11 protein-coding genes are annotated in these 12,578 nt (G+C 61.6%); 7 read left to right on the top strand and 4 right to left on the bottom strand.

Going from position 1 to position 12,578, the window contains the following annotated elements; genetic code table 11:
• Positions 1-208: 208 nt before the first annotated feature.
• Positions 209-1,402, bottom strand: a complete 1,194-nt coding sequence (locus LKE50_08175) for an iron-containing alcohol dehydrogenase family protein (protein MCH3968566.1) — start codon at positions 1,400-1,402, stop codon at positions 209-211.
• Between the two features lie 135 nt (positions 1,403-1,537).
• Positions 1,538-1,966, bottom strand: a complete 429-nt coding sequence (locus tag LKE50_08170) for a (deoxy)nucleoside triphosphate pyrophosphohydrolase (GenBank protein ID MCH3968565.1) — start codon at positions 1,964-1,966, stop codon at positions 1,538-1,540.
• A gap of 81 nt (positions 1,967-2,047) precedes the next feature.
• On the opposite strand from LKE50_08170, the gene LKE50_08165 reads away from it, so the two are divergent.
• The 3 genes from LKE50_08165 (at position 2,048) to LKE50_08155 (ending at position 6,617) form a co-directional block, all read left to right on the top strand.
• Positions 2,048-3,403 carry a hypothetical protein gene (locus LKE50_08165; protein ID MCH3968564.1) on the top strand — a complete coding sequence of 452 codons (1,356 nt, stop codon included), beginning with the start codon at positions 2,048-2,050 and terminating at the stop codon, positions 3,401-3,403.
• A 73-nt stretch (positions 3,404-3,476) separates the two neighbouring features.
• Positions 3,477-4,748 (top strand): DNA (cytosine-5-)-methyltransferase, encoded by a 1,272-nt coding sequence (gene dcm / locus LKE50_08160; GenBank protein MCH3968563.1) that lies wholly within the window; start codon positions 3,477-3,479, stop codon positions 4,746-4,748.
• A 48-nt stretch (positions 4,749-4,796) separates the two neighbouring features.
• Complete coding sequence (locus tag LKE50_08155; protein MCH3968562.1) at positions 4,797-6,617, top strand: DUF262 domain-containing HNH endonuclease family protein; 1,821 nt, start codon at positions 4,797-4,799, stop codon at positions 6,615-6,617.
• Positions 6,618-6,721: 104 nt separating this feature from the next.
• On the opposite strand, the gene LKE50_08150 is transcribed toward LKE50_08155, so the two are convergent.
• Positions 6,722-7,267 carry a hypothetical protein gene (locus LKE50_08150; GenBank protein MCH3968561.1) on the bottom strand — a complete coding sequence of 182 codons (546 nt, stop codon included), beginning with the start codon at positions 7,265-7,267 and terminating at the stop codon, positions 6,722-6,724.
• A 17-nt stretch (positions 7,268-7,284) separates the two neighbouring features.
• Positions 7,285-8,352, bottom strand: a complete 1,068-nt coding sequence (locus tag LKE50_08145) for a GGDEF domain-containing protein (GenBank protein ID MCH3968560.1) — start codon at positions 8,350-8,352, stop codon at positions 7,285-7,287.
• A gap of 225 nt (positions 8,353-8,577) precedes the next feature.
• On the opposite strand from LKE50_08145, the gene LKE50_08140 reads away from it, so the two are divergent.
• From LKE50_08140 to LKE50_08125, 4 genes are all read left to right on the top strand, one after another.
• Positions 8,578-9,096 (top strand): very short patch repair endonuclease, encoded by a 519-nt coding sequence (locus LKE50_08140; GenBank protein MCH3968559.1) that lies wholly within the window; start codon positions 8,578-8,580, stop codon positions 9,094-9,096.
• 148 nt (positions 9,097-9,244) lie between these two features.
• Positions 9,245-10,174, top strand: coding sequence for an aldo/keto reductase (locus LKE50_08135; GenBank protein ID MCH3968558.1), 930 nt, complete (start codon positions 9,245-9,247; stop codon positions 10,172-10,174).
• A 381-nt stretch (positions 10,175-10,555) separates the two neighbouring features.
• Positions 10,556-11,371 carry a serine/threonine protein phosphatase gene (locus tag LKE50_08130; GenBank protein MCH3968557.1) on the top strand — a complete coding sequence of 272 codons (816 nt, stop codon included), beginning with the start codon at positions 10,556-10,558 and terminating at the stop codon, positions 11,369-11,371.
• A 30-nt stretch (positions 11,372-11,401) separates the two neighbouring features.
• Positions 11,402-12,577 carry a glycerate kinase gene (locus LKE50_08125; GenBank protein MCH3968556.1) on the top strand — a complete coding sequence of 392 codons (1,176 nt, stop codon included), beginning with the start codon at positions 11,402-11,404 and terminating at the stop codon, positions 12,575-12,577.
• Position 12,578: the final 1 nt, after the last annotated feature.

The following is a 12,578-nucleotide window of genomic DNA, read 5'->3' as shown; positions in this document are numbered from 1 at the left end:
CCGTATACCTGCGCCTATGAAATCATGCTCGAGTCTTGCCTCTGCACGTTCGTTCGATTCCGCGCCGGTTTCTTGGCTTTGCGGCGCGGAATCGAACGAACGTGTGCGGCGGGGGTGCCGACGAGGCGACAGACATACGAGTGCAGGCGTACCCGAGGGGGAGCAGCCCACCTCGGGCACGCCTGATGAATCGGGAGGCCGGGCTGCGCTACAGCTTGCGCGGGGCCTTCTCCGTGGCCTTGTGCGCCGTCACGGCCTCGAGCGCGGCCGCCTGTGCGTCGTCGTCGCCTGACTCGAGGGCGCGGCCGAAGGCATCGGCATCCAGGATGGCCTGGCGGAACCTCTCCGGGGTGTAGCCGTACGGGGCGCGGCCCCACTCGTTGGTCGTCTGCGCGCGCTCGACGATGCCGTCGAGGTCGGCCTCGGAGCAGTCGAGGGCGGAAAGGGTGACGGGGAGCCCCAGCTCGTGGTTCTTCTCGGCCTGGGCGCGAAGCTCGTCCGGGCGGGCGTCGAAGGCACGGAGCACCATGACACCGAACGAGACCACCTCGCCGTGGAGGTGCCTGGCGGCCCTGTCCCCCATGCCGCTGTAGGCGTTGTAGAACGCATGGGCCGTGGTGGAGTTGAAGTAGTACGGGTCGGGGCCGTCCATGTTGGTCGTCATGTTGGAGACGAGGCCCGTGCTCACGATGATGTCGAGGACCACCTGCGAGAGCTCGTAGGAGTTCCTGCCGGCGCGCTTGTCGGCGAGGGCCTCGACGGAATGGTCGAACAGGGGGCGGCCGCAGGCGTGCGAGAGGGCCCTGCCCATGAGGGGCGTGTTGGGAAGCGTGAGGTCCCGGCTCGAGAGCTCCACCTCGGGCTCCTTCGAGAACGCGTCACCGATTCCCGCCCAGAAGTAGTCGTCAGGGCTCTGCGAGATGACGTCCGTGTCGATGAAGGAGTGCACCGGTGGCATGGGCGGGATGAAGTACTTGTCGGGGGAGCCGTCGTCCTTGTAGAAGACGGCGATGGCGGTGACGGGGGCGCAGTTCGAGGCGACCGTGGGGAACGAGAAGAGCGGCTTGTCGAGGATGGCGGCGACCTCCTTGCAGGTGTCGATGGCGCGGCCCCCTCCCATGCCGAAGATCATGTCGGCTGCCTTGACCTGGTCGAGAGCGGCAAGGTGCGCGGCGTGTGCGTGCGTGGCCTGCTCGCCGTAGTTCTCTGAGCAGGTGAGCGTCAGCGGCGTGCCCTTGATCGCCTCGCGGAGGCGTCCCTCGGCGGCTGCCATGGCGTGGTGCCCGCCGATGAGTGCCGCGCTCGTCCCGAAGCGCTGCGTGACCCGCGCGACGGACGAATAGGCATCCGCACCCACGGTGTAGCTGGGAAGGTTCATGGTATAGGTGCTGTTCGATGTCATACGTGCTTCCCCTCGTCTTGCGCACGTCGCCCAATGGCGCACGTGGGGACAAGGATAGCCGTCATGTCGGGGGAGGGTCCCACCGCTCACGTATCGGTCCCGGCACGATGCGGCATGGGGCGCTTCGGCGAAGGCCTACAGGTGCATCTCCGAGAAGAGCGAGTCCCAGAACATGCCGACCTGGCTCATGAGGTCGTGGTCTGCGGGGAGCCAGTCGACGTCGGTGAGCTCGCCCAGCGTGAGCCAGCGCATGTTCTCGTGCTCGAGCATGTGGGGCTCCGTGTCCTCGGGAAGGCCGCAGCAGAAGCAGTCCATGGAGAGGTGGAAGTCGGGATAGTCGTACTCGACGGTGGTGAACAGCCAGCAGCCCGAGAGCTCGCAGCCCAGCTCCTCGCGGATCTCGCGGCGGCAGGCGTCGGCGGACGTCTCGCCGGCCTCGACCTTGCCGCCGGGGAACTCCCAGCCGTCCTTCATGTCGCCATAGGAGCGCTGGCAGGCGAGGACGCGCCCCTCGTGGGCGATGATCGCGGCGGCGACGTGCGTGACGGGAAGATCGGTTGCCATTGCCACTCCTCGAAAGATAGGCGAGACGTGCGTGTTCGTAGCTACTATAGACGGAAACACGGCGCGAGCGGAGGGGTCGGGATGGACGAGAAGTACGACGACACGAGCATCACCTCGATTGTCGAGTATGCTCAGAAGCTCGTGGGGCACAGCCTCCGCGAGATGACGTCCTCGAATGGCCTGGCTGACCCCAAGCGAAGGAGGGGCTCCTTCGGCAATGCGCTCGAGGAATACTACTTCGGCTATAGGATTAACAGCGATGGCCGGCCGGACTTCTACAAGGTCGGACTCGAGCTCAAGTCGACGCCACTGAAGCACAATGCCAAGAATGAGCTCATTGCCAAGGAACGCCTCGTCATTACCATGGTGAACTACGACGACGTCGTGAACGAGACGTTCGAGACAAGCCACTTCATGAACAAGGCAGCCTCGATTCTTCTCGTCTCATACCTTTGGGAGAAGGACGCCAATCCTGTCGATTACCAAGTCGTTCTCGCTGAGGTCTGGAAGATTCCAGAGGAAGACATCCCACAGGTAAAGGCTGACTGGGAGACGGTGGTCGCGAAGGTCCGTGCAGGGCATGCCGAGGATATTTCTGGTTCTGACACCCTCTATCTCGAGGCTTGTACAAAGGCTGCGGACTCTTCGGTGCGTAGGAGCCAACCTTACTCCGATGTGCTTGCAAAACCGCGTGCGTGGGCCCTCAAGGCCTCGTACATGACAGCGATGGAGAACGGGCTTCTCGAGAAGAGGGAGCGCATCGAGCGAAGCCAGAACGAGAAGAGCCTCGACCTACTCTCTCTTGTCCAAGAGAGGTTCCTGCCCTACATCGGCATGACCGAGGACGAGCTCTGCACCAAGTATGGGATTGGTCATGCCGGTGGACGCAAACCCAAGAACGCGTGCGCACTTATCACGAAGCACATCCTGGGAGTCTCGCAGGATGCGAAGGTCGAGGAGTTCGAGAAGGCTGGCATCAAGCCAAGAACGATGAGGCTTCATGCGAACGGACGACCAACGGAGAGTGTCCCGCTCTATTCGACGCTCGATTACTCTGAGATAGAAGAGATTCCCTTTAAAGACTCAGAGTTCAACAGGCGCCTTCAGAATCCCTTTCTATTTGTCGTTTACATAGAGACATCTAAAGGATCAGGCGTTTATCGCTTGCATGATGTCACCTTGTGGCAAATGCCCGATGTGGACCTTGATGAGGCGAAGCGGTGCTATGACCAGATGCGCGAGAACGTGCGAGAGGGTCATGCCGAGGTATCCGTGAAGTCATCCGAGAACCGTTGTTGTCACGTGAGGCCCCACGGGAGGAACGCTGCCGACACGAGCCCTCAGCCGCACGGCAATCCTGTGAGTAAGAAGTGCTTCTGGTTGAACCAGGACTATCTTGCTGGGGAGATTGCAAGGGCGGCAAGCCTTCCAGGCTAGCGCTTGATCCTGTCCCGTTGATCGGCTACTATTGATCTCACATGTTCGTGGACACAGCAGCGATTGGAGAAACGTGTCCGATGAGATAAAGGTAGCCGAGCTCTTTGCGGGGGTCGGCGGGTTCAGGCTTGGCCTTGAGGGCTACCACAGCAAGGAGCATCCCGAGTGGAAGCTGCCGAAGGCCGGCCCGTACAAGACCGTCTGGGCGAATCAGTGGGAGCCACCTGGAACCAAGGGCCGGCAGTTTGCGGCTGAGTGCTATGAGTCCCGCTTCGGTGATGGGTCTGTCGTCAACGAGGACATCAATAAGGTACTCGATGAGTATGAGGCGGGGACGAGGGAGATTCCCGACGTCGATATGGTCGTCGGTGGCTTCCCCTGCCAGGACTATTCGGTGGCACGCTCGCTTGACCAGGCAAAGGGTATCGAGGGCAAGAAGGGTGTCCTGTGGTGGGACATCTATCGGTTCCTGCAGATTCAATTGGCCAAGAGTGAGGGCAATGCGAGGTACTGTCTCTTCGAGAATGTCGATCGACTGCTGAAGAGTCCCGTCGCTCAGCGTGGGCGTGACTTTGCAATCATTCTGAGCTGCCTTGCTTCGTTAGGTTATTGCGTCGAGTGGCGTGTGATCAATAGCGCAGAATACGGTTCGTCCCAGCGTAGGAAGCGTGTCTATATCTTCGCCGAGCGCAATGGGAATTGGGACCTGGAGACCAGGCTTGAGACTGGCGTGATGGCTCGGGCGCTTCCGATGCGCGAGGTCTCCCCGCACGTCAAGGTGACGATACCCGCTGATCCCTATGCGGCCAGCGAGGACTTCAACAAGGGACACAAGTTGACTCCCTTTGCCGAGGCTGGCGTCATGGTCGGGAATACGGTCGTCACTTGCAAGATTGAAGAGGCATATAAGGGCAAGCTTCATACACTTGGGGACGTGCTGGTCTCCGAGGACGAGGTGCCCGAGTCTTTCTATGTCCCTGAGGAGCAGCTTCCCCGATGGGAATACCTCAAGGGCGGCAAGAGGGAGAAGCGCAAGAACAAGCGGACAGGTTTCGAGTATTACTACTCAGAAGGGTCTATGGCTTGGCCTGATCTCCTTACGAATCCCTCGAGGACCATCCTGACGGGCGAGGGAGGAACGAGCCCCTCTCGGTTTAAGCATGTGGTCGAGGTTGATGGCCGCTACAGGAGGCTTATCCCTGATGAGCTCGACCAACTGCAGGGGTTTCCGAAGGGTTGGACGGACACCGGGATGTCTGATGGCAATCGCGCCTTCTGCATGGGGAATGCCCTCGTGGTGGGTATGCCACATGTTATTGCTAAAGCAATCAGGGAATTAGAGTAAAGGCCGTGTTGCGTTGAATGCTCTGCCGAGCAGCAGAAGGAGCGAGTAATGGAGTTCAAGAGAGTCATTGGTGTTTTCACGGAACACTATCTGGCCATTCCAGATTATCAGCGAGACTATTCGTGGACTAATGCTGAAACAGGAGCGCTTTTCGACGATATAAAAGATTTGGTCTATTCGGATAGTGGTGAAGTGCACTTTCTTGGTGCTATTGTCACGACTACTTTTGATCGAGACTCATATACGGCTGCTTGTATTAAGTTAACTGACTATGGGATTGATAGCTCTGACGTTAGGCTCGTCGTAGATGGGCAGCAACGACTTACATCGTTGTCTCTCTTGATGAAGGCTATCGCGGATTCTGTCAGTCGGGACGTCGCAAGTGAAGACGACCAGAAGAACCTGCGCGGACTGCTGGGTGTTGTCACAAGCTGTCTACAGGGAACCGATTTATCTGATGATGCGTCAATGCCTGCTCCTCGTTTGATTCTAAACGGCGATACCGGTCGAAGGTATATGAACTATCTCGGTATTGCGGGATCTGATATTGGATCAGGTGCCTATGCGGGAGCTAGGCGCCTAAAAAAGGCGTACGAACTCTTTACGAAGGAAATAGAAATCCTGAAAAATGATTGGCTAAATCTAGGTGCGGACCGAAGCGTCTATTCGTTCTACCGCCTTCTCTTGACCGTAATCACGAAGCAGCTGAAGCTTGTTGTTATTGAGTGCGAAGATGCGATGAGCGCATTTCAGGTGTTTGATTCTCTCAACGGAAAGGGGCTCGATCTTACTGCGGCGGATAGGATAAAGAATATCTTTCTCAGCTGGTGTAGAACCGGAAGCGATGCCCTGAATAAGTGGAATAGCGTTTCGAATGAAGTTGGGTCGGATAACCTTGTCCAATTTTATTCGTGCTACCTGTACTACAAGAACGGAAGCCGCGTTCCAAAACGCAAGCTTCCAGACGTATATAAGAATCTGTTTCATGAGACTGCGAAGAGCGATTTTAACTTCTTTTATCATCAACAAAAGGAAGCCGCGGAGGTCTTTGCTTGCCTCAAGAATTATAAGACCGGTGTAGGCGATTTGGATAAGCGGCTGCTTCCTGATCTTGCGGCAATTAACCAAGACCAAGTGTACGTTCCTCTGTTTGCTGCCCTTTTCGAGTACAGAGGAAAGGGGTTCGATCGGGAACTTGTTGAATTCGCAGAAGAACTTACAAAGCTGCTCGTGCGTATGCAAGTTTGTGAGAAATCGACTAATAGGCTCGATACTATTTTTGCTGATTGCATAAAGAGAATTAAGGAGTATGAGTCTCTGAAGGTTGTATCTGATTTGGTGTCACAAAAGACGCATGAAATGGCTGACGATACTCAGTTCAAGGCAGCGTTTGCGGAGCTTGCTCCTGCTAAGCCGAGGGTGGCTGAGTACTATCTCCGAATGATTGAAAACCATCTTCGAGAGAGAGACGGCCGAAGGGATGTGGTCCAAAAAGACGCTGGGGGATTGCATCGCTTGACTGTTGAGCACATTATTCCGCAGGATCTTGATGCGTTGCAGGATTGGTACGGGAGCTCATATGATGCCATACCAGAAGAGCTGTTGAATCAGTACAACGATGTGGTGATACGGTCGATTGGCAATCTTGCACTGCTATATGACGATGATAATTCGGCTGCCAAGAATCATACATATGCAGAGAAGAAGCACGTGTATGAGCATGGGTCAAATAACAGTGAAATAGGGAGTCCGGTAAAGACCTTTGTAATGATGGACCATCTATTGGGTCGCTACCCCAACCAATTTCAGCATGATCAGGTTAAAGATAGAGCTGACGTAATGGCGACGCTGGCTGCTGAAATATGGTAGGGGCATGTGAATGGCACGGTATGGCCTTAAGGCATAGCTAGTTAGTTCCGACGAGGAGCTTGTGGTCGGTGAGGTCAAAGCCTCGCGTTCTTCTCGCCTGGTCCTTATGCACCGCCGAAGACAAAGAAGAGCACCACGCCGAGCGCCACAAGGCCCAGCCCCATATAGAGGACGATGAGGCCATTGACGGAGGGCTTCGTCGACTTCGTCTCCACGTATGAGACCGATGGGTCGGCCGGGTCGTAATGGACGCCCATCCTCGTGCCGAGGGCCCAGAGCGCCTTTGACACGTTCTCGTTGGTCATGACGTAGCTGGGACCATGGTCCAGGTGGCAGCAGTCGTTGTCATCTGCCCATATCTCGAAGTCGAGGTCATAGGGGCCGTCGCCGTGGGTCGTCCATTCCTTGATGACTGACGACCTCCAGGGCCGCAGCCTGGTGTAGCTCGCACCGGCCACCTCGTACTCGAAGACGGGCGCCGGCGGTTCGTGGAGGAAGTCGTATTTGCAGAGTGACCCCTCGGCGGTCGCCGTGCAGCGACGACGGCGGGAGCGCTCCCGCCCGAAGATGGCTAGGGCGATGAGCACCAGCACGAGGCCGGGCCCACCTAGCGCGAGAAGCTCGAGCGTGCCGGTCGAGAGAGCTGGCATAGCTCGCGCTCCGCGTCCTAGCCACGCGTCGTGCCGCGGTAATGGCGCTTGTCCTCGTACATATGGCCGTCGGCCTCGTTGCAGACGTCATCCAGCGAGTCGCCGGGGGAGTAGGGGGCACACCCGAACGAGGCCATGATGCCCTCGTCCGTGAGTGTCGCGCGAATCTGGTCGACGAGGGCGTCAGCCTCCTCGACGGTCTTGCCCCTACCTATGGTCATGAACTCGTCGCCGCCGGTGCGGTAGGTGGTGTAGGCCTTGCCCTGTTGGGACGTGATCGACCGGGCGAGGGCCTTGAGCGCCTCGTCACCGGCCTGGTGGCCCTTCGTGTCGTTGATGAGCTTGAGGCCGTTCAGGTCAGACGAGATGATGACCTTGCGCTCGCCTGCGGTCTTACCCGCGTCGATGTAGAAGCTCCGGCGGTTGGGCAGGCCCGTCAGGATGTCGCGCTGGTAGATCTGCACATAGAGGAAGAGGTAGTACAGGGCGCACGAGACGATGATCGCGCCGTCCAGGAGGAAGCGCGCACTGGTCTGCCGCTCGAGGATGGTCGCCAGGAAGCAGATGAAGGTGACGTAGACCACGATGAAGACCTCGGCGGAGCCGACCGCTGAGTGGAGCCTCACGCTCAGGTATATGAGCAGGGCCATATATGCGGAACTCACGACGTAGGGCAGGGCCCACAGGTAGCCTTGCTCGAAGGCGTTGTGGTCGTCGAACCAGTACATGAGGTGCGTGGAGTAGCTGGAGAAGGCTATGATGCCGACCATGATGACCGGGATCCAGAGTGCGAGCCCGAGGCGCCTCCTGCGCAGGAAGATGCTGATGACGATGGCCACGCTGGCCGGGCGCAGCGTGTAGCCGATGGCGGAGGTGAGGTAGCGCCATCCCGTGGGGGCGGGGAGGTAGGAGAGGGCGCAGTCGGCCATGTCGGACACGTCCAGCACCAGGACGATGACGATGAACCAGATGAAGTGCCTGGTGGTGCTCTTGTCGAACGTCCGGTTCGAGATGGTGATGGCGCCGAGACCCACGATGAGCGACAAGGTGACGAAGTTGCTGGTCAGGATCTCTTGAATGCTCATCGCTCACCTCGCGTCTGGGACGTCGGCCGTGCCGTATGACTGTTGATTGCAACATACCCACGGGCGGACGCCTGGAAACACCAGGCGCGGGACGGGTCGGCGAGTCGCGCGAGGCGGTTGTCGGCATGCGAGAACCGTGCAACCCTGATAGTCGACTATCGGTATTGCACGCTTTTGGGCTCCGCCCGCCTTGGCGGTGCCCCGGGATGGGGGAGCGCGGATTCGATGACCAGCGAGGCCACGCGCCATGTGATGCAGGCGAACAAGGGCACAGACACCAAGCCCGAGCTCCTGGTGCGCAGACGTCTGCGTGCGGCAGGCCTCGGCGGCTACCGGCTCCACTGGGGGAAGGCCGCCGGGCGCCCCGACGTGTGCTATCCCGGCCGGCATGTGGCCATCTTCGTCAACGGCTGCTTCTGGCATCGCTGCCCTCACTGTGACCTGCCGCTCCCCAAGACCAACACGGAGTTCTGGGAGGCCAAGTTCGCGCGCAACCAGGCGCGTGACCACCGTGACCAGGAGGCGCTCGTCCTCGGCGGCTGGACGGTCGTGGTGGTGTGGGAGTGCATGCTCAAGCCTGCCCACGTCGACGCCACCATGCGGCAGGTGGTCGACGTGGTCGTCTCGGCAGGCAACCCTGGCGAGAGGAACCACCCGCTCCCAGGGCATGTGGTCGAGGTCGGCTCCATGCCCGCCTGGCGTCGCTGGCGGCTGCGGCGGCGTGCACGACGGCGTCGCGGGTAGCGGCGCGGTCCTTCTCGCCCGCGACCGCCGGCCATGTAGATTCTCTGCTTGCCGACGCCGCAGCATAGGTGGCGACGGCTCGGGCATGAGATATGCGACAACGCGTGTGCCGCATGCGTGGCCGCGCACCCACAGGGAGGGAGTCGCAATGAGACAGGTTCTGCTCGGAAGCTCCGGCATCGAGGTCCCGGCGGTCGTCATCGGCTGCATGAACCTCGAGGAGGCCACCAACGAGGAGCTCGACCTCCTCATCCATCAGGCGCTGGAGTACGGTTGCACGTTCTTCGACCACGCCGACATCTACGGCAAGGGGGAGTGCGAGCGCAAGTTCGGCCGCGTGCTCGGCGCGGACTCGTCCATCCATCGCGAGGACCTCTTCATACAGTCCAAGTGCTGCATCCGCCCCGGCTTCTATGACATGAGCCATGACTGGATCGTGAGCTCGGTCGACAACAGCCTCAAGCGGCTGCGTACCGACTACCTCGACATGCTCCTCATCCACAGGTCCGACGCCCTGGTGGAGCCCGAGGAGGTCGCGGCCGCCTTCGACGAGCTCGAGGCAGCCGGCAAGGTGCGCCACTTCGGCGTCTCCAACCACAAGCCGTCGCAGATCGAGCTGCTCCGCACCTGCGTGAAGCAGCCGTTGCTGGCCGACCAGATGCAGTTCTCGCTCGCGGTGGCCGAGATGGTCGCCAACGGCATCGAGGTCAACACCGAGGGGCCGGGCGCGACGGACCGCGACGAGTCCACGCTCGACTGGTGCCGCATCAACGACGTGACCATCCAGGCGTGGTCCCCCTTCCAGCGCCCCAGCTGGCGTGGGCCCTTCGTGGGCGACACCGAGGAGTTCGGGCCCCTGAACGAGCAGCTGGTGACCCTGGGCGAGAAGTATGGCTGCACGCCGACCACCCTGGCCGCCGCCTGGGTGCTGAGGCATCCCGCGCACATGCAGCTCATCAGCGGCACCACCAAGCGCGACCGCTTGGCCGAGGTCGTGGCCGGCGTGGACGTGGCCGAGAGGCTCACGCGCGAGGACTGGTACGCGCTCTACCGTGCGGCAGGGCATCCGCTGCCGTAGGGGCGGGCCCGCTGCTTGTACCGCGACTGGCTTGACGAGAAGGACCGCAGGCGCTGGCTGCCCTGCGGTCCTTCTCGGTCGAGATGCGCAGGCAACGTGGGCCGGCGCCTGTGTTGCCTGCCCTAGGTGACCCGCGAGGGCCGCGCTGCTGGGGCCCAGGGTCACTCTCGCCATGCAACGTGGGTTCTTGCTACCATTGCCTGCCCGGGGTGACCGGCGAGGTGCGCTGAGGTTGCCTGCCCGGGGTGACCCGCGGGGCCCTCGCGTCCCTCTCGACCGCCTGACCTTGTCGACGTCGTTGCCACATCCATGCGGTATCGTGTGACCAACGAACGTACTCGTCGGGCGGTCCTGCCGACCGACCAGACAGGGGAGGTGGCCGTGTCAACCTACGTGCTCTCGGACGTCCACGGCCATGTCGCCGCGCTCGACGCGGCCCTCTCGAAGGTCTCGATGGCTCAGACGGACGAGCTCTACGTCCTGGGTGACATGGTGGACCGTGGCCCTGACCCCCTGGGCGTCATCCGCCTCATCCGCTCGCTTCCCAACTGCCATGTCCTCAAGGGCAACCACGAGGACCTCATGCTCACCGCCCTCGCCGACTCCAAGGACGAGGTCGCCTGGCTCAACTGGTCCATGAACGGGGCCGCGACCACCGCCGAGGGCCTCGAGTCGCTCCCGCCCGAGACCTTCGAGTCCATCGTCGGCTGGGTCCGCGGCCTTCCCCTCTATGAGGTCGTCACCGCCGGCGAGAGGGACTATGTCCTCTGCCACGCTGGCATCCGAGCCCCGCGCCCGCGCCTGGCCGCCGATGGCGGCAACGCGGCCTGGGACCCCCACGCGCTCGAGGACATGATGGGCAAGCAGGACCCCGAGGACCTCCTCTGGATCCGCGAGGAGTTCTGGGGCCGTCCCACTGGCATGGTCAATGCCAACGGAAGCGGCCCCGTGGTGGTGGCCGGCCATACGCCCACCCCCTACGTGGTGCCCCTGGCCGATCGCGTGGAGAAGCCCTATGTGGATGACGAGGGCCATGCCCTCATGCTCAACGTCGGTGCCTGCGACGACACGGGATATGAGCCCGACCGCATCGCCACGGACTGTGCGGCGGCGGCAGGAGCCGGCCTCGGCCAGATCGGCATCATCTGCCTCGAGACGCGCAAGATCACCTACGCGCCGATAGCCGAGGGGGAATAGTACTAGGTCAACTGCGAGGAAGGGCGTCTGATGACAAAGCTGTTGTTCGCGTCTGATTCGTTCAAGGGGACCCTCTCGTCCCAGGAGACGGCCCGGATCCTCACGGAGGAGCTCGCCGAGGTCTCCCCGCGCTCGACCTGCACGGCCCTCGCCGTGGGTGACGGCGGCGAGGGAACGGCGGCAGCGCTGGTCGACGGCGTCGGCGGCGACTTCATGGGCGTCGACGTCCATGACCCCCTCGGGCGTCCCCTCAAGACCTCGTACGCCCGCCTGGCAGACGGTCGGGCCGTGATCGAGATGGCCGCTGCCTCGGGGCTCTCGCTGCTCAAGCGCTCGGAGCTCGACCCATACGCCGCCACCAGCTATGGCACGGGCGAGCTCATCCGCGCGGCGCTCGAGGCCGGAGCGGACGACGTGCTCATCTGCGTGGGCGGCACGGCGACCAACGACGGGGGCATGGGCGCGATGCGCGCGCTGGGCGTGCGGTTCCTGGACGAGAATGACGTCGAGCTCGAAGGCTGCGGGGCTGACCTCGTGCGCGTGCACTCCATCGATGCCTCCGGCCTCGATCCCAAGGCGAAGGCCGCGACCTTCCATGTGCTTTGCGACGTGGCAAGCCCGCTCATCGGACCCAAGGGTGCCACCACCATCTTCGGTCCCCAGAAGGGAGCCGACGAGAAGGCCGTCGAGGAGCTCGAGGCGGGCATGCGCTCGTATGCCCAGGTGCTCTCGCAGGTGGCTGGCCGCGACATCACGCACCTTCCCGGGGGCGGTGCCGCCGGCGGCATGGGCGTGGCCTGCCAGGTGCTGCTTGACGCCGTCTATGAGCGGGGCGGTGACTACGTGCTCGACCTTCTCGGCTTCGACAAGCTCCTGCGCGACGTCGACCTCGTGGTCACCGGCGAGGGTCACCTCGACGCGCAGACGGCCGAGGGCAAGGTGGTCTCGAGCGTGGCCAGGCGTGCCTTCGAGCACGGCGTCTCGTGCGTGGCCGTCGTGGGTGCCGCCGATGACGTATCGCTCGACGTGCTCGATGCGCTCCATCTCCAGGTGGTCGTGTCCTGCTCGCCCTCCCCGCAGACCGAGACCGAGATGAAGGAGGGCGCGGCCACGGCGTACCGTCAGACCGTGCGCTCGTTCTTCCAGGTCTTCATGCTGGGCTACAACGCCGGGCGCATGGCAGCCGCCATCGAGGGCGACTTCTAGG

The sequence above is a fragment of the Atopobiaceae bacterium genome, assembly GCA_022483015.1.
In the GTDB taxonomy this organism is placed as follows: domain Bacteria; phylum Actinomycetota; class Coriobacteriia; order Coriobacteriales; family Atopobiaceae; genus JALCUE01.
This window is presented reverse-complemented; position numbering and strand designations above follow the sequence as displayed.

What these genes read in the sequence shown, in the direction of transcription:
- LKE50_08175 (MCH3968566.1), bottom strand. Translation starts at nt 1,402, where the DNA reads ATGACATCGAACAGCACCTATACCATGAACCTTCCCAGCTACACCGTG.
- LKE50_08170 (MCH3968565.1), bottom strand. Translation starts at nt 1,966, where the DNA reads ATGGCAACCGATCTTCCCGTCACGCACGTCGCCGCCGCGATCATCGCC.
- LKE50_08165 (MCH3968564.1), top strand. Translation starts at nt 2,048, where the DNA reads ATGGACGAGAAGTACGACGACACGAGCATCACCTCGATTGTCGAGTAT.
- LKE50_08155 (MCH3968562.1), top strand. Translation starts at nt 4,797, where the DNA reads ATGGAGTTCAAGAGAGTCATTGGTGTTTTCACGGAACACTATCTGGCC.
- LKE50_08150 (MCH3968561.1), bottom strand. Translation starts at nt 7,267, where the DNA reads ATGCCAGCTCTCTCGACCGGCACGCTCGAGCTTCTCGCGCTAGGTGGG.
- LKE50_08145 (MCH3968560.1), bottom strand. Translation starts at nt 8,352, where the DNA reads ATGAGCATTCAAGAGATCCTGACCAGCAACTTCGTCACCTTGTCGCTC.
- LKE50_08140 (MCH3968559.1), top strand. Translation starts at nt 8,578, where the DNA reads ATGACCAGCGAGGCCACGCGCCATGTGATGCAGGCGAACAAGGGCACA.
- LKE50_08135 (MCH3968558.1), top strand. Translation starts at nt 9,245, where the DNA reads ATGAGACAGGTTCTGCTCGGAAGCTCCGGCATCGAGGTCCCGGCGGTC.
- LKE50_08125 (MCH3968556.1), top strand. Translation starts at nt 11,402, where the DNA reads ATGACAAAGCTGTTGTTCGCGTCTGATTCGTTCAAGGGGACCCTCTCG.